Annotated in this window: 10 protein-coding genes; 9 read left to right on the forward strand and 1 reads right to left on the reverse strand. The window is 73.4% G+C overall.

Going from position 1 to position 16,438, the window contains the following annotated elements:
• Positions 1-27: 27 nt before the first annotated feature.
• From WME82_RS19305 to WME82_RS19335, 7 genes are all read left to right on the forward strand, one after another.
• Complete coding sequence (locus WME82_RS19305; protein WP_437300518.1) at positions 28-1,041, forward strand: ABC transporter ATP-binding protein; 1,014 nt, start codon at positions 28-30, stop codon at positions 1,039-1,041.
• Positions 1,038-2,054, forward strand: coding sequence for an ABC transporter ATP-binding protein (locus WME82_RS19310; RefSeq protein WP_438044037.1), 1,017 nt, complete (start codon positions 1,038-1,040; stop codon positions 2,052-2,054). The genes WME82_RS19305 and WME82_RS19310 overlap by 4 nt, the downstream gene beginning before the upstream one ends.
• 62 nt (positions 2,055-2,116) lie before the next feature.
• Positions 2,117-3,571, forward strand: coding sequence for a hypothetical protein (locus tag WME82_RS19315; RefSeq protein WP_438044038.1), 1,455 nt, complete (start codon positions 2,117-2,119; stop codon positions 3,569-3,571).
• 124 nt (positions 3,572-3,695) lie between these two features.
• Positions 3,696-4,043: a BolA family protein gene (locus tag WME82_RS19320; RefSeq protein WP_438044039.1), complete on the forward strand. Its 348-nt coding sequence runs from the start codon at positions 3,696-3,698 to the stop codon at positions 4,041-4,043.
• Between the two features lie 14 nt (positions 4,044-4,057).
• A complete protein-coding gene (locus WME82_RS19325) occupies positions 4,058-4,870 on the forward strand; it encodes a metallophosphoesterase family protein (protein ID WP_437767767.1) in 813 nt (270 codons plus the stop codon).
• 160 nt (positions 4,871-5,030) lie between these two features.
• Positions 5,031-7,214: a hypothetical protein gene (locus tag WME82_RS19330; protein WP_438044040.1), complete on the forward strand. Its 2,184-nt coding sequence runs from the start codon at positions 5,031-5,033 to the stop codon at positions 7,212-7,214.
• Between the two features lie 19 nt (positions 7,215-7,233).
• The gene (locus WME82_RS19335) at positions 7,234-9,999 is read left to right on the forward strand and encodes a hypothetical protein (protein WP_438044041.1); all 2,766 of its coding nucleotides are present in this window, start codon (positions 7,234-7,236) and stop codon (positions 9,997-9,999) included.
• Positions 10,000-10,082: 83 nt separating this feature from the next.
• On the opposite strand, the gene WME82_RS19340 is transcribed toward WME82_RS19335, so the two are convergent.
• On the reverse strand, positions 10,083-10,463 hold the full coding sequence (locus tag WME82_RS19340) for a CBS domain-containing protein (protein WP_437916730.1): 381 nt from the start codon (positions 10,461-10,463) through the stop codon (positions 10,083-10,085).
• Between the two features lie 782 nt (positions 10,464-11,245).
• Here WME82_RS19340 and WME82_RS19345 point away from each other — a divergent pair.
• Together WME82_RS19345 and WME82_RS19350 are read left to right on the forward strand one after the other, a co-directional pair.
• Positions 11,246-12,073 (forward strand): hypothetical protein, encoded by an 828-nt coding sequence (locus tag WME82_RS19345; RefSeq protein ID WP_438044042.1) that lies wholly within the window; start codon positions 11,246-11,248, stop codon positions 12,071-12,073.
• Position 12,074: 1 nt separating this feature from the next.
• Positions 12,075-16,268: a serine/threonine-protein kinase gene (locus WME82_RS19350; protein ID WP_438044043.1), complete on the forward strand. Its 4,194-nt coding sequence runs from the start codon at positions 12,075-12,077 to the stop codon at positions 16,266-16,268.
• The last annotated feature ends 170 nt before the right edge of the window (positions 16,269-16,438 follow it).

A 16,438-nucleotide genomic window follows, 5' to 3' on the forward strand; every position in this document is an offset into this window, starting at 1 on the left:
TCCGGGACGCGCGCGCCCGCACGGACCATGCTGCTCGAGGTCAAGAACCTGAAGACCCACTTCTTCACCGAGGAGGGGGTGGTCCGCGCGGTCGATGGCATCTCCTTCAGCCTCGATCGCGGCGAGGTCCTCGGCATCGTCGGCGAGTCCGGCTCGGGCAAGAGCGTGACGAGCCTCTCCCTCCTGCGGCTCATCCCCGACCCGCCGGGCAGGATCGTCGGCGGCCAGATCCTGCTCGAGTCCGAGGGCGGAGTCGTCGAGGACCTCGTGGAGGCGAGCGAGGCGCGGATGGAGCGCGTCCGCGGCGACCGGATCGCGATGATCTTCCAGGATCCGATGACGTCGCTGAACCCTTACCTCCGGGTGAGCGAGCAGCTCATCGAGGTGCTGGAGCTCCACCGCGGCATGGGCCGCGCCGAGGCGCGCCGGCGCAGCGTCGAGATGCTGCAGGCGGTCGGGATCCCCGCGGCGGCGTCGCGGATCGACGACTACCCGCACCAGCTCTCGGGCGGGATGCGGCAGCGCGTGATGATCGCGATGGCGCTCCTGTGCGACCCCGATCTGCTGATCGCCGACGAGCCGACGACGGCGCTCGACGTCACGATCCAGGCGCAGATCCTGGACCTGATCGGGGAGCGGAAGGAGGCGCTCGGCGCGGCCGTCCTCCTCATCACGCACGACCTCGGCGTCGTGGCGAAGATGGCCGATCGCGTCGCGGTCATGTACGCCGGGCGCATCGTCGAGGAGGGCCCCGTCGGCGCCATCTTCCACGCCGCCCGGCACCCGTACACCATCGGCCTGTCGCGCTCGATCCCGCGGCTCGACGACGCGCGCGGCGCGGATCTCGTCCCCATCCCCGGGATGCCGCCCTCGCTCGCGCGCCTGCCGCCGGGCTGCCCGTTCCACCCGCGCTGCGCGCACGCGATCGCGGCGTGCCGGGAGGAGGCGCCGCCGCCGCGCGTCGTCTCGGGCGAGGGCAACAGGAAGGCGCTGCACGTCGTGCGGTGCCACGTCGAGGACGTCGCAGGACGAGCGCCATGACCACCGCCGCAACCCCCCCGCCGCTGCTCTCGGTGCGCGATCTCAAGGTCCATTTCCCGGTGCGCCGCGGCCTGCTCCAGCGGCAGGTCGGCACGGTGCGCGCGGTCGACGGCGTCTCGTTCGACGTCGACCGCGGCGCGACGCTGGGCCTCGTCGGCGAGTCCGGCTGCGGCAAGTCGACGACGGGCCGGGGCATCCTCCGCCTCGTCCCGCCCACGTCGGGGAGCGTGAAGATCGACGGCCGGGAGATCCTGACGCTCGATCCGCGCGCGCTGCGGAAGGCGCGCCGCGAGATGCAGATGATCTTCCAGGACCCGTACGCGAGCCTGAACCCGCGCATGACGGTCCACGATCTCATCGCCGAGCCGCTCTCCACCCACGGCCTCGTGTCGTCGCGCGACGAGGCGCTGCGCGAGGTGGCGCGCCTCATGGAGCTCGTCGGGCTCTCGCCCTCGTACATGCGGCGCTATCCGCACGAGTTCTCCGGCGGCCAGCGGCAGAGGATCGGCATCGCCCGCGCGCTCGCCCTGAAGCCGAAGCTCGTGATCGCCGACGAGCCGGTCAGCGCGCTCGACGTGAGCATCCAGGCCCAGATCGTCAACCTGCTCGCGTCGCTCCAGCGCGAGCTCTCGCTCACGTACGTGTTCGTCGCGCACGACCTCGCCGTGGTCCGCCACCTGTCAAGCGAGATCGCGGTGATGTACCTCGGCCGGATCGTGGAGCGCGCTCGCCCGGACGAGCTCTTCCGTTCACCGCAACATCCGTACACGCAGACCCTGCTGTCGGCGATCCCGATCCCGGATCCCGATGTCGAGCGCACGCGCCGCCGCCTGCCCCTCGTCGGCGAAGTGCCGAGTCCGCTGAACCCGCCGTCAGGGTGCCATTTTCACACACGCTGTCCCTATACGATGGACCGGTGCAGCGCCGAGGCCCCTCCGCTGGAGGAGCGTCGCCCTGGGCACTGGGCCGCCTGCCATCTCACCGAGTTGCCCACGGCACCTACGCATCCGTGATGTGATCCGGCGGCGCGCAATACCCCACATCGGCTGAGCTCGTTGTCCAGACATGACGTGGAATGTCCGATGACAGGATTTTCCTGACCTCTGCGTGCAGCAGCGGGGTTAGGATCCTGGGACCGATGCCGCGAATCTCTGACGCCACGCTTCGCGCCCAGATCCCGACGGCCCTTCTCATCGGCGGCGATCAGGCGTTGCTCCAGCGCTGCCAGACGGCGGCGATGGATGTGGGGATCATCGTCAAGGCGTGCCCGGTATCGATGGCCGCCGCGCTCGCGGAAGAGCGTCGGCCGGTGGTCATCGTGGTCACGTCGTCGACTTACGCGCTCGCTCCCGAGGCGTTCGAGGAGATCGCGCGCGACGTGGTCAGCACGCTCGTGCGGGTCGACGAGGCGATGGTGGAAGACGATCTCGGGGCGCTGCTGGCCACGGCGGCGCGCGAGAGCCGCAAGCAGCGCTCGCGGCAGCTGACGCCCGGTCGCTACTCGATGATGCCGGCGGACGAGAGCGCGTCGGTGCCGCGGTCGGAGCGCTTGACCATCGGGGTGATGAAGGCGGACCCGGCGTCGCGGCGCGACCCCGAGGCGACGCCGCTGCCGCGCTCGGGGCCGCGCAGCGCGGGCGCGCAGGAGCTCGCGTACCGCGAGCGCGTGGCGGCTGCCGTGGCTGCGCAGCGGCCGGAGCGCTCACGCGCGGAGGCGCCGGCGGAGGCGGCGTACCGCCCGCGCGAGGCGCCGGTGCCGCGCTCGGAGCGCCTGGGGGTCATGGTGGGGCCGCCCTCGTCGCGGGCGCGCCGTGAGCTGCCCGCTCCGACGCCGCTCCCGCCGCCGCCGGCCGCTGGCCCGGTGGTTGCGCGCCGGGACGCGTCCAGGCCGGTGCAGGCATCGCCGGCGGCTGGAGCGTACGTGCGGCGGGATACGCCGCTGGCAGGCTCGCATCCGGCCGAGGCATACGCGCGGCGGGATACGCCGGTAGCTGGCTCGCAGCAGGCCGGGGCGTACGCGCGTCGGGATGCGCCGGCCGCGACGTCCGCACGGAGGGAGGCGTCGGCTCCGCTGCCGCAGCAGGCCGTTCCGAGCTCGCGGCAGCAGGCCGGGGTGGTTCCGCGTCGGGATACGCCGGCGGCGCATGCGCTTCCGCGGCAGGTGCCTCCGTCACCTGCCGCGCAGCGCGACGCGCAGCCGTGGGAGCAGCGCGACGCGCAGCCGTGGGAGCAGCGCGACGCGCAGCCGTGGGCGGAGAACATCGGCCTGCAGGCAGGCGCGGCGCCCCCGCAGCGGGAGGCGCTCGCGATGGGCTCGCAGGACGGCGAGGCGCACGGCGGTCATTCCGCGTCGCCGCCGAGCTCCCATCGCGCGCCGCCCAGCTCCCATCGCGCGCCGCCCAGCTCCCATCAAGCGCCGCCCAGCTCCCATCAAGCGCCGCCGTCCTCTCGCAGAGCGCAGTTCCACGTCGACATCGCTCTCCTGTTCGATGAGCGAGGTCTGCCGCGCGCCGATCCGCAGGCGAAGTGACGCTCGGCCGGGGCGCGCCGGGCGGCTCGTCCGCTGGCGGGGGCGCCGGGCGATCCCTTTGCCGGCGAGGGGCCGCGCCCCACGGGTGACCGGCGGCGCGGCGGAGGGTAAGCTTCGCGCGGCCATGACGACAGGAACGAAGCAGGAGTCGATCCACGGAAAGCTCGTTCACGCGCTCGATCCCGTGCACATCGAGCTGGAGAACGAGAGCCGCATGCACAGCGTGCCGGTGGGCTCGGAGACCCACTTCAAGGTGCTCGTGGTGAGCGAGGCATTCCGGGGCCTGAGCCCGCTCGATCGCCACCGCCGGGTCAACGAGCTGGTGCGCGAGGAGTTCCGCTCCGGGCTGCACGCCCTGACGATCCGCGCGATGACGCCGGACGAGTGGGAGCGGCAGGGGGGCGCGGACTTCCGCTCTCCCCCGTGCCTGGGCGGCTCCAAGGCGCCGGAGCCCGGCGCCAAGTCGGGCTGAGCGGCGAGGCGCGCATGGAGCTCGTCGTCGCCCTCGTCTCGGACCTGCACTTCGGCCCGGAGGCGTCGTTCGGGGGCAAGCTGCGCAAGCTCACGGGCGAGGCGCCCGAGCTGACCCGCGCCTTCGTGAGGCGGATGAACGAGATCACGCGGCCCGATCTCGTCGTGAACCTGGGCGACGACATCGAGGACGAGGGGCCCGAGGCCGACCGGGAGCGCTACGGCGCCTGCATGGCCGCGCTCGGCGGCCTGAAGGCCGAGCTCTTCCACGTCGCCGGCAACCACGACGTGATCCACCTGAGCGAGGCCGAGCTGCTGTCCGCCTGGGGCAGACCCGAGGCGACGCGGCTCCACTACGCCTTCGACCGCGGCGGCTTCCACTTCACGGTCCTTCACACGCGCGAGCGCAAGGATCACGACATCTCGCTCGGGCCAGAGCAGCTCGCCTGGCTCGGCGAGGACCTCGCGGCGTCCCCGCTGCCCAAGATCGTGCTGATGCACCACAGCGCGGCCGATCAGGATCTCCGGGGCAACCGCTGGTTCGAGGGGAGCCCGCACATCTGCCTCGTGCGCGAGCGGCGCGCGATGCGGAAGATCTTCGAGGAGCACGGCGTGCTCGCCGTCTTCAACGGCCACCTGCACTGGAACCACCTCGACGTGATCCGCGGCATCCCGTACGTGACGCTCCAGAGCCTGATCGAGAACCTCGACGACGACGCGCCGGGCCGCCCCGCCGCGGCGCACGCGGTCGTGCGGCTCGGCCCGAAGCGCATCGTGGTGGAGATCGAGGGCGCGGAGCGGGCGCGGTACCAGTTCGACCGGCGGTAGGGGGCGGAGAGCGCCCGAGCGGGAAATTGAGGTCGAGAATCGGCCGACAGATCCGCTCCATTCCAATGCCCGTTTCCGATCGTCGTTTTCAGGCGTGCGTCGGCTCGGAACGCCAATTGACACCTCATTCGGGGGCGCTTTAGCGTTATTTTCGACCGTCATGCGCCGCAACGACTCACGCCTCCGCCCCGCTCTCCTCCTCGCACTCGCCTTGTTCGGCGCCGATTGCGGTGACGATGCCATCTGTTCGCCAGGCGCCCTGTCCGCCTGTTTCCTCGCCGACGGGTCGCTCGGCGCGCAGCAGTGCAACGCGGATGGCACCGCGTTCGGCGCGTGTGCCCCCGTGGCGAGCGGGGCTCGACGAGGGTGCGAACACCTCGGCGAAGCGTGCTGCCCCGCGCTCCCCGAAGAGCTCGTCGCGGGCTGCGACGCCGCCGCGAGCCAGGCGAACGACGCCGCGTGCGACGATTTCCTCGCGAGCGCCAACGCGGTCGATCTCTGCACCGGAGGGCCCGGGGAGGGTGGGGCGCCGGTGGTCCCCTATGGCCCGAGCTGCGCCGGCCTGCTCGACGCGTGCTGCGCGGCGCTGCCGGCGCAGCTCAGGGAAGCGTGCCACGCGACCGGATTCCGGGGCAATGAGCAGCTGTGTCACCGGTTCCTGGAGAGCGACGCCAAGGACAACGGCTTCTGCGCCGACGTCGACCCCGCGGCCGAGAGCTGCGGTTATCTGTCGGAGCGGTGCTGTCCCTCGCTCCCCGAGGGGGCGCGCGAGCGCTGCGCCGCCCTCGCGGGGGAGTCCGATGCGGCGCGGTGCCTCGACTACCTCGGCGGCGCGGCGGACGCGGGCCGCTGTCCGAGGCTCGCCCCGGACGAGCCGTTCAGCGCGGCCCCGTGCGAGGCGCTGCTCGATACGTGCTGCGCGACGCTCGAGCCTGAGCTTGCGTACGAGTGCGATCTGGCCGCGATGTCCGGCGTCCATGCCCGCTGCGAGGCGTTCACCGGCTCGATCCGCGCGTTCGGCCTCTGCCTCGGCAGCGACGGCGCGGGGGGCGGCGGCGACGACTGCGGGGACACGTCGAGCGACGTGGACAACTGCGGATTCTGCGGCAACGTCTGCGGCGACCAGCACGCGACGCCCTCGTGCGCGGCCGGCAGGTGCTCGCTCGCGTGCGACCTCGGCCACGCCGACTGCGACGGCGAGCCCGCGAACGGCTGCGAGGCGGACGTCGAGGGCGACGCGGACAACTGCGGGGCCTGCGGCAACACCTGCAGCGCGCGCCACGGCGCCGCCACCTGCGTCGCGGGCGCCTGCGAGGTCGCGTGCGACGCCGGGTACGCCGACTGCGACGGCGACGCCTTCACCGGGTGCGAGGTCGCGCTCGCCTCGGATCCTTTCAATTGCGGCGCGTGCGGCAACGACTGCGCTGGCGGCCTCTGCGACGCCGGGGAGTGCGCCCCGGGCGCCACGTCGCTCGCCTCGGGCCTCGCGGTGCCATCGGCCCTCGTCGTCGACAACAGCGCCCTTTACCTGGTCGGCTTCCAGCACGCCGGCGGCATCGCCGTCCGCGTCGACAAGCTCTCCGGCGGCGCGACGTGCCTCGCCAACGGCGCTCCTCCCGGGGTCGTTGGCTGCAGCGCCGACCGCTTCGAGGACATCGCCCTGCTCGGGGCCGACGCCATCGTCACCGGGTCATCCGGCGTGCTCCGGTACCCCTTGTCCGGCGGCGCCGCGATCCCCCTCACCACCGCGATCCCCGACCCCTGGGCGGTCGTCACCGACGGCAGCGACGTCTGGTTCACCTCGCTCTCTCAGGGCGGGATCTACCGCGTCGACGCCCTCACGAGCGGACAGCGCGCGCAGGAGATCACCGGCGTGTTCTCCGAGCCAGGGGGCGCGCTCGCGAGCGACGCGGAGCACCTCTACTGGTCCCGGACCGACGGCACCGTCGTGAAGCTCCGCAAGGACGGCACCGAGCGGCGCCAGATCGCGTCCGGACAGGTGGTGGACACGACGAACCTCACGCCTCACACCCTCGCCGTCGACGCCGAACACCTCTTCTGGAGCAGCCCGAACGGGTTCGTGTTCCGGCTCGCCAAGGACGGCGCCGACCTCACGGTGCTCGCCGACGATCAGCCGAACCCCGCCGGGATAGCCGTCGATCCCGGCGACGGCGGCGCCGTCTACTGGGCCAACCGCGTCGGCTCCATCCGCAAGGTCCCGAAGGCCGGCGGCGCCGTGACGACGCTCGCCGTCGGCCAGCTCGACGCGATCGCGATCGCCGTCGACGAGGCGTTCGTCTACTGGGCGACCCGGGCGGGGGACGTCCGCAAGATCGCGAAGTGAGCTGAAGAGCAGCCGGGAGATGCAGCGCATGCATGATCGCGTCGAGGGCAGTCCGTCGCACCGAAGCCCTGTCTCGAGCCGCCTCCGGCGTGCGCCGGCGCTGCGCCTCCTCGGGACGCTCGCCGTGCTGCTCGCCGCCGGGGTGGTGGCGGGCATGGGCTGCGGCCAGGAACCGCCCCCTCCCGCCGTCGCGGCGCCGCCCCTGGGCGCGCAGGCGAACGACGACGCGTGCGCGTGCAGCGGCGGCTTTTATTACAACGGCGAGGCGATCCCGATCGAGGACACCCGGTGTGACAGCTTCGTGTGCGGGCGCGACCTCATCGCCTATCACTGCGTCGACCTCGGCGCGAACGACAACTGGCGCAGCTTCCCGGGGAACAGGTGCGGTGATCTCGCTTGTCCCGGCGCAGGGACCTTCTGCGGCGCGGACGTCGTGAACGGCGAGCCCGCGGCCCTGTACCAGTGCGCGGGCGCGGGGCAGATCCCGCTCGAGTGGACGATCTGCGAGGGGGGCTGCCGCCGCGGGGCGTGCACCGACGCCGCGACGAGCGAGTGCCCGTGCGAGGTCCCGCCCGTCGCCGGCGGCGATCACATCCCGCGCACCTGTGGGCAACGCGTGTGTTTCCCGACCGGGGCTGGCAGCGACGGGGTGAAGATGGTGTGCACCGCGGACGGGTGGCAGAGCCTGGGGCTCTCGTGCACGCAGCGCGCGGGCACCTGCAACGCCTGCCGCGGGGTGCAGGACAGCTTCGACAACGAGGTCACCACGACCGCGTGCGGCGAGACGATCTGCGGCCTCGGCCACGGCAACCGCAGCGAATGGATTTGCGGAGAAGCGGGGTGGCTCGACCTCAATCGCCCCTGCGAGCCGGGCAAGCCGGAGGAGGAGGGCGCGGAGTTCGGTCGCTGTCCGGAGCAGTTCCAGGACAAGGACGGGACATGGAAGTCGGTCGAGCAGGGCCAGACCTTCTGCGGTGATCAGGTCTTTCGTAGCCCCTGGAACAACGACCTGGCGCGGAGCTTTGGCGAGCCCTTGATCCAGATCAAGGGAAAGGCGACGCAGCTCTTCGCCTGCCCCGGGCCGGGCGCCCGCCCTGTGCCGTATCGGGAATGCTCCGCGCTCGGCGGTACCGGCGAGTGCAAGACCGTGCGGGAGCTGCCGGCGATGCACTACCACGAGGTCACCGGCGCGCAGCCCCAGGACGGCGCCAGGACGATCCGCGACTGGGACCGCTGCGACGAGGCGTGCCCCACGGTCACCGACGCGGTGTACACGAGGGTGGGGCCGGACGACAACGGCTTCTGCCGCCATCTGTTCTGCGGTCAACACGGGATCACCGGCCGCGTCGGGACCTTGTACCAGTGCGCCTACGACGATTGGACGTACTGTCCGCCGTCGGCGGAGTCCACGCGCGCCGTCGTGGGCCGTCCGGTGCCCTACGAGGAGTGCTCTGTGGCGTGCATGCCGCTCGACACCAAGAGCCGAAACGACGTGTGTGATGCCACGTCGGATCAGGAGCCGTTCGGGATCCCGGATCCGACGCCCGAGCCGAGCCCGTCGTCGCGCTGCGACGCCATCCTCGATTACCAGGGAAACGAGGTCCCTCCGGCGTCGCGGCGGCGGGGCGCGAGCGTCTGCGGCCGCGGCGGGCAGGTGTTCGAGTGCCGCGATCGGCAGCTCTACCGCCCCGACGGCTGGCACGCCACGGGGATCTCGTGCGGCACCGCGTGCGGGATCTGCGGCCCGGATCCGTACGGGGCCCAGAGCTCGTTCTGCAGATCGATCACGGAGTTCTTCGGCAACACGTGCAGCGACATCACCGCCGAACCGGAGGCGATCCTGTGCAACAACAGCGATGACGTCCTCCTGAACGACCCTGCCTACTGCGGCCACAACCCCGGCCTGCACGCCGCGGGTGACCCGTGGATGCTCTACGCCTGCAAGGCGTATTGCGAGCGCGAGGACGGCGCGTCGACGCGCTGGGTGCCGTGCGAGGGGCGCGAAGGCGACGGCCAGAACGGGCGAGAGAGGACGCGGGTCTACCGCTTCGATCACGCGACCTACTGCCCGATGGGGTGCATGGTCAACCAGAGGGTGAACGACGCGTGCATCGCGCCCACGGGGAGCCTCCAGTTCCCGTTCCCCGATCACAAGATGATCCAGAACATAGGCCACAAGCCGGACTGGAACGAGGGCCGGCACCTCGGCGAGGACATCGGCAAGGCGAGCGGCCGGACGGAGGGCACTTACGTCTTCCCGATCGCCCCTGGCAAGCTCCTCCGGGCGGGCATCAACTGCTCGCAGTACCTCGGCATCGCGCTCGTCGAGCACCGCTTCAAGGAGAACGGCGAGGAGAGGCGGTTCTGCTCCTTCTACGGGCACCTCGACGTGGATGAGCTGGCGATGACCCTCGTGGGACAGGACATCGGCACCGACACGCCGCTCGGGAAGATCGCCTATTGGGACGACATCCCGAGACAACACAACCTCCATTGCGACACCAAGTGGACGGAGTGCCCGGCGGAGGACAGCTTCCCCTGCGATCCGGGCAATTCGCACCTGCACTACGCGGTGCTCTCCCACGCCGAGTGCGCGCGCTTCGACGACGGGGGCGGCGCGCCGCCCGGGTACGATGAGTGCAACACCGCATCGGCGGTCGGGTACCTCGACACGGAGACGCGGATCGAGTCCTATACCGCGCTCGACGGGACCTGCGCGATCCCCATCTCGAGCCCCGACGGATACATCTCCCCGGAGTGGTTCGTGACCTCTCGTCTACATTGATCCACCGCCCGCGCCAGCGTCGAGCGCCGGGCGGGGAGGCGTCCTCGGCTTGACCGGCGCCTCGCGCTGGCAGGCGCGCGACGTCAGGCGGAGGTCGGCGGGAGCGGCATCACGCACTCCACGAAATAGCGCAGGATGTCCTGCGGGGTGATGATCCCGACGAGGCGCCCCTCGCGCACCACCGGCAGATGGTGGATCCGGTTCGCGCGCAGCAGGGTCATCACCTCGTCCGTGGGCATGAACTCGTCCACGCAGATGGGCGGGGTGCTCATCACGTCTGCAGCCGTCATGCCTGCGTACTCCTTGCGCAGGAGCACGCCCAGGAGATCCGTCTCGCTGACGAACCCGACGATGTGGTGCCCCCCGTCGATGACCGGCGCGCCGCTCAGGTGATGGTTGGCGAACAGCTGCAACATGTCGGTGACCGGCGTGCCCTGCTCCAAAGCGATAACACGCTCGGTCATCAGATTGCGCGCATGGCCCTTCATGGTCCGGGGCATGTAATGATCAACACGCGGCGACGTCAAGGGCGTCGACGCACCGCGCCGAGCAGCCCGTCCAGCCGCCGCCCTTCCGCAACGCCCCCGCCCCAACGTCCCCGCCCCAGCGCCCTCCGTCGCGCGACCGCTGCGGACGGCCGGGGGCGCAACGCACCGGCCGGCTCGGCCGACCTCGGCGCCCCCTGCCGGCCGCCCCGGCGGCCAGCGGGCCCGCCGGGGGAGCTCAGGGAGTCGACGGCGGGGCCCGGGAGGCGCAGGCCCAGGCCGTCGTCCGCTCGGATGGATCGCTCCCGCCGAGCGCCTTTCCGGGCGCCTCCCGGCGAGGAGGTTGGCTGTCAGCGACAGGCCATCGTGTCGCCACCATCGCACTTCGACCGCACCCCATCGCCCCTCCGTCCCCGGTGCCAGCAGCGCTGTCCATGATGCCTTGGACAGAGCAGGAGTCTCGCGCCAACAGCGCCGCAACAGCGCCAACAGAGCGATCGCGCCGCGACACAAAAAAAGAGACCATTGCGTGCGCGTCGGTCTTTGCCCGGCGGGGTATCAGTGACATCTTTCCATTTGTCTCTGTAGCGGAGATGGCCCGATCGGCCGCTCCGACTCGTGGGCTTCTTCGCGGCTCGTGCATCTGAACAAGATCACGCACCGGTGTTCGATGCGCGCACCCCTTGGCCCGCGCCTCGGCGCCGGTCGTTTCGGGAGCTCGTGGGCCATGCGCTCATGGGCATCCCAGGGGGGCGTTATCCATGGAGCATTCGCCGAAGCTAGCTGCACTCCTCCTGGCCATCGCTGCGCTCTTCGCGAGCGCGTGCGCGGTGGCGCTCGATCCGGACGCTCCGGCCGAGGACGCCGGGGACGCCGCGTCCCAGGCCGCCCAGACGGCGAACGCGCTCACGTCGAACGCGCTGACGTCGAACGCGCTCACGTCGAACGCGCTCACGTCGAAGGCGCTCACGTCGAACGCGCTCACGGCCGAGGCGCTCTCGGGCCACCCGCGCACGGCCGAGGCGCTCCGCGACCCGGCCGCGCGCACCCTGCTGAAGTACGTCGCGGGCTGCGCGCTGCCCGCGGGTGAAGGCTTCACCGTCGCCGTCGACGGCGACGAGTTCTCCTTCCCAGGGGAGCTCGGCCTCGCGGCGAGCTGGGGCGAGGAGGGCGGCGCCTGCGACGAAGCGTGCCGGTCCTGGGTCAGCGGCTGCGTCCTCGCCCGCGTCAATTACCTCGGGCACAAGGTGAACATCTCCGTCCGCGGAGATCGCGAGGAGCTCCAGGCCGGCAAGGTCGAGCGCGCGGCCTACCCGACGCGCGAGGCCACCTACTACGGCGACATCTTCGCGCCGCTGCCTCGCTACAACGCGTGCCTCCCCCCCGAGGCCTCGTCGCTCGCGCGCGCCTGCGGGCCCTCGCTCGAGACGTGCGCGATCAAGGTCGCCGGCTCGTGCGACAGCCTGTGCGACGAGCCGAACAGCGACGGAAGCTTCCCGAACTGCCGCGGCAAGGTCCGCAGCAGCTCGGGCAAGCTCATCGTCGAGAGGACGCCGAACCCCGGCTCGGTCACCGTGTTCCTGCGCTGACGTGGGCCACGCGGAGATCATCGCGGGGCGCTTCGTCGTCGAGGGCGAGGCCGCCTCCGGAGGGATGGGCACCGTCTACAAGGCGTACGACCGCCTCGGCGGCGCGGCGGTCGCCCTCAAGATCGTCCGGCTGAGGAACGAGATCCAGATCGAGCGGTTCGAGCGGGAGGCCGCCCTCCTCGCCGCGCTCGTCCACCCGGGCATCGTTCGCTACGTCGCGCACGGCAGCACCCCGGAAGGCGATCGCTACCTCGCCATGGAGTGGCTCGACGGCGAGGACCTCGCCGCGCGCCTCGCGCGCCGCGTCCTGCCGGCGAGCGAGGGGCTCTTGCTCGTGCGCCGGGCCGCCGACGCCCTCGCGTTCGCGCACGCGCGCGGCATCGTCCACCGCGACATCAAGCCGAGCAACCTCTTCCTCCCGGGCGGGGACGCCGGGCGGGTCAAGCTCGTCGACTTCGGCATCGCGCGGCCCAGCAGCGACGCGGGGCGCGTCACCGTCACCGGCGGCGTCCTCGGCACGCCGGGGTACATGGCCCCGGAGCAGGTCGAGGCGCACAGCGTGCCCGACCCGCGCGGCGACGTGTTCTCCCTCGGGTGCGTCCTCTTCGAGTGCCTCGCCGGCCAGCCCGCCTTCGCGAGCGCGAGCCCGATGGCTTCGCTCAGCAGGGTGCTGCTGATGAGCCCACCCCGCCTCCGCGACGTGCGCGCGGACGCGCCGGCGCCGCTCGACGAGCTCGTCGCGCGCATGCTCGCCAGGCAGCCCGGCGACCGCCCGCGCGACGGCGCCGAGGTCGCGGCCGAGCTCGACCGGATCGCCGCGATGCGGGGCGGGTGGACCGCGCCGCCCGACGCGCCGACGCTCGCGGGCGGCGCGCCGCCCGACGCGCCGGCCCACGGCCTCGCCCCGCGCGACCGCGCCGCCCTCACGCTGGGCGAGCAGCGCGTCGTGAGCCTCGTCTTCCTCGGCGAGCCCGGCCACGGCGCAGCCCGGGCGCCGCAGCCCGCCCCGCAGGCCCAGGAGGCCCCTGGCGAGCCGCCGCCCGCCTCGCGCAGGTCGCAGCCGCCCGCCTCCCGCAGGTCGCAGCTGCCGCCCGGATCGAGCAGGTCGCAGCCGTCCACGTCGAGCGCCCGGGCCGCGGAGATCCGCTCGCTCATCGAGCTCCACGGCGGCAGGCTCACGCAGCTCGTCCCGGGCGTGGAGCTCGTCATGATGTCCGGCCCCGGCAGCGCCGTGGATCGCGCCGAGCGCGCCGCCCAGTGCGCGCTCGCCCTCCGCACCGAGCTCCCGGCCGCACCGCTCTGCGTCATCACGGGGCGGGGCGTCTTCTCCGCGGGCCTCGCCGAGGGCGACGTGATCGATCGCGGCCTCGCCGAGCTCCGCGCGGCGCTCGATGAGCGTGAGGTGCGCGCGGTGCGCATCGACGGCGCGACCGCCGACATGCTCGGCCCGCGCTTCATCGTCGCGCACGCCGCACCCTCGGCGCCGGGCGGGCCGCTCTTCCTTTACGGCGAGCGCGCCGTGGACGAGATCGCCCCCGCCTTGCTCGGGAAGCGCACCCCGTGCGTCGGCCGCGCCCGCGAGCTCTCGATGCTCCACGGCGTGCTCGCCGGCTGCATCTCCGAGGCGCTCGCGAGCGCGGTGCTCGTCCTCGGGCCGCCCGGCGCCGGCAAGTCCCGGCTCCGCCTGGAGCTCTTCGCCGCCCTGCGGCAGCGGGACGAGCCGATCGAGATCCTCTGGGGCCGCGCCGACTCGGGCTCTCCCGGCTCGCCGTTCGGCATGATCGCGGACGTGCTCTGCCGGGCCGCCGGCCTCCGCGCGCGCGACCCGGCGTGGGCGCGGCAGCGCAAGCTGAAGCAGCGGCTCGGGCGTCACCTGGGCGGCCCGGCGCTCGATCGCGCGGCGGCGTTCCTCGGCGAGATCAGCGGCGCGCCGTCGCCGGAGCACGCCCGCCTGGTGCGGGCGGCGCGCCAGAGCGCCACCGGCATGAGCGACGGCGTGGGGGCCGCCTGGGAGGACTGGCTCGCCGCCGAGTGCGGCGCGCGCCCGGTGCTCCTCGCGCTCGAGGACCTCCACTGGGGCGACGCCGCCACCGTGCGCCTGCTCGACGCGACGCTGCGGAACCTCCGCGAGCTCCCGCTCATCCTGCTCGCGCTCGCGCGCCCGGACGTCCACCGGCTGTTCCCGAGCCTGTGGGCCGAGCGCGAGGTGCAGACGATCAAGCTCGGCCCGCTGCCGCGCCGCGCGAGCGCGGAGCTCGTGCGCGCCGCGCTCGGCGAGCCCGTGCCCGACGGCGTGGTCGCGCACCTCGTCGAGCGCGCCGGCGGCAACCCGTTCTACCTGGAAGAGCTCATCCGCGCGGTCGCGAGCGGCAAGGAGGAGCTCCTGCCCGACTCGGTGCTCGGCACGGTGGAGGCGCGGCTCGACGCCGAGGGCAACGAGGGCAAGCGCGTGCTCCGGGCGGCCAGCATCTTCGGCGATCGCTTCTCGAAGCGCGGCGTCGCGGCGCTGCTCGGCGGCGAGGAGCGCCTCGCCGACGTGGAGGCCTGGCTGACGGCGCTCGCCGACCGCGAGCTCGTCGCGCCGGCCTCGGCGTCGGCGGGCCTCGCCGACGCCGCCGACTACGTCTTCCGCCACACGCTCGTCCGCGAGGCCGCGTACGCCATGCTGACCGAGCGCGACCGCGCCCTCGGCCACCGGCTCGCGGGCGCGTGGCTCGAGCGGAGCGCCTCCGCCGATCCGCGGGGCGTGGCCGAGCACTTCCGCCGCGGCGGAGAGCCCGGCCGCGCGGTGCGCTGGTACCGCCGCGCGGCCGGGCAGTCGCTCGAGGCGAACGACCTGCGCGCCGCGATCGAGCGCGCCGCGTGCGGCGAGGCGTGCGGCGCCGAGGGCGAGGATCTCGGCGCGCTCCGGCTGGTCGCGGCCGAGGTCAACGTCTGGACGGGCGACCTCGCGGCGGCCGAGGAGCTGGGCGCGTCCGCGGCCGAGCTGCTCCCCGCCGGCTGCGCCGGGTGGTTCCGGGCGGTCACCCAGATCGCCGCCGCGGCCGGGAAGCTCGGCGCGGTCGACCGCGTTGCGCGGTGGGCCGCCGTCGCCGAGGGGATGTCCGCGGCGCTGCCCTCCTACGCGTCCGCTGCGCCGCCGTCCTGCGCGCCGCCGGCGCCGACGTCTGCGGCGTCGGCGGGGCCGCCTTCCGCGGCGCCCCCGGCGCCGGCGTCCGCCGCGTCCGCGGCGCTGTCCTCCGGCGCGGCCGCGCTGCGCCGCGCCCGGATCGCGTGCTTCTGCGAGTGCGGCGCGCAGCTCGTCTTCGGCGGCCGCTACGCCGAGGCCGACGCGCTGCTCGCGCGCATCGACGAGGACCTCCGCGCGCATCCGCCGCCGGACGCCGAGCTCGTCGCGATGGCGCAGCAGCTCCGCGCGATCCGCGCCTCGGCCGGCGGCGACCCCGAGGCGTGCCTCGAGGGCCTGGAGGCGGCGCTCGCGGCCTTCGAGCAGGCCGGGGACAGGCGCAGCGCGTGCGTGATCGGCGCGAACCTCGGCTTCATCTACGCCGAGCTCGGCGAGCTCGGGGCGGCCGAGTCCGTCCTGCGCGCGGCCCTGGAGGCCGCGGACCGGATGGGGCTGCGCGAGCTCGAGACGGTGGCGCTGCACAACCTCGGCCACGCGCTCGGGCAGCTCGGCAAGCTCGACGAGGCGCAGCTCGTCGAGCGGCGCGCGGTGGAGGCGTTCCAGCAGCGGGGCGACCTCCGCATGGAGGGCGTGGCGCGGACCTACCTCGCGAAGATCGCGCTCCTCTCCGGCGACGCCGCGACCGCCGAGCGGGAGGCGCGCGCGGCCGAGGCGGCGCTGCACGTGGCTCCCCGGCTGCGCGCGGCCGCCGTGGCGGTGCGCGCGCGGGCGCTGCTCGCCGCGGGCGAGGTCGCGGCGGCGCTCGGCGCGGCGCGGGCGGCGTTCGGCGAGCTCGCGGCGCTCGGATCCCTGGAAGAAGGCGAGTCGCTCGTGCGGCTCGCCTACGCCGAGGCGCTCGCGGCGTCCGGCGCCCACGGCGAGGCGGCCACGGTGCTCTCGGAGGCCAGGGAGCTCCTGCTCGCGCGGGCGCGGCGGATCGCGGACCCGCGGCGGCGCGAGCGGTTCCTGACGGCGGTGCCCGAGAACGCGCGCATCGTCCTCGGCGCGCGCGGTGCGACGGCGACCTAGCCGACCCGAGGGCTCGCGCCCTCCGCCTCGCCCGTCCGCGTGCCCCCGGCCCTCGCCGCGACATGGGCGGCTCTGCGCCCCCGCGCTGATGCCCTGTCGCGCCGCCTGGACCGACGTGACCCGTGAAGGGGAGGACACCGGGCTTCCGATTGTCCAGGATACGCGAGGTG

The organism is Sorangium sp. So ce128 (genome assembly GCF_051525245.1).
Taxonomy (GTDB): Bacteria; Myxococcota_A; Polyangia; order Polyangiales; family Polyangiaceae; genus Sorangium; species Sorangium cellulosum_B.

Bases quoted from the DNA above. Each gene is read 5' to 3' on its own strand.
- WME82_RS19305 (WP_437300518.1), top strand. From the start codon at position 28: ATGCTGCTCGAGGTCAAGAACCTGAAGACCCACTTCTTCACCGAGGAG.
- WME82_RS19310 (WP_438044037.1), top strand. From the start codon at position 1,038: ATGACCACCGCCGCAACCCCCCCGCCGCTGCTCTCGGTGCGCGATCTC.
- WME82_RS19315 (WP_438044038.1), top strand. From the start codon at position 2,117: ATGTCCGATGACAGGATTTTCCTGACCTCTGCGTGCAGCAGCGGGGTT.
- WME82_RS19320 (WP_438044039.1), top strand. From the start codon at position 3,696: ATGACGACAGGAACGAAGCAGGAGTCGATCCACGGAAAGCTCGTTCAC.
- WME82_RS19325 (WP_437767767.1), top strand. From the start codon at position 4,058: ATGGAGCTCGTCGTCGCCCTCGTCTCGGACCTGCACTTCGGCCCGGAG.
- WME82_RS19330 (WP_438044040.1), top strand. From the start codon at position 5,031: ATGCGCCGCAACGACTCACGCCTCCGCCCCGCTCTCCTCCTCGCACTC.
- WME82_RS19335 (WP_438044041.1), top strand. From the start codon at position 7,234: ATGCAGCGCATGCATGATCGCGTCGAGGGCAGTCCGTCGCACCGAAGC.
- WME82_RS19340 (WP_437916730.1), bottom strand. From the start codon at position 10,463: ATGACCGAGCGTGTTATCGCTTTGGAGCAGGGCACGCCGGTCACCGAC.
- WME82_RS19345 (WP_438044042.1), top strand. From the start codon at position 11,246: ATGGAGCATTCGCCGAAGCTAGCTGCACTCCTCCTGGCCATCGCTGCG.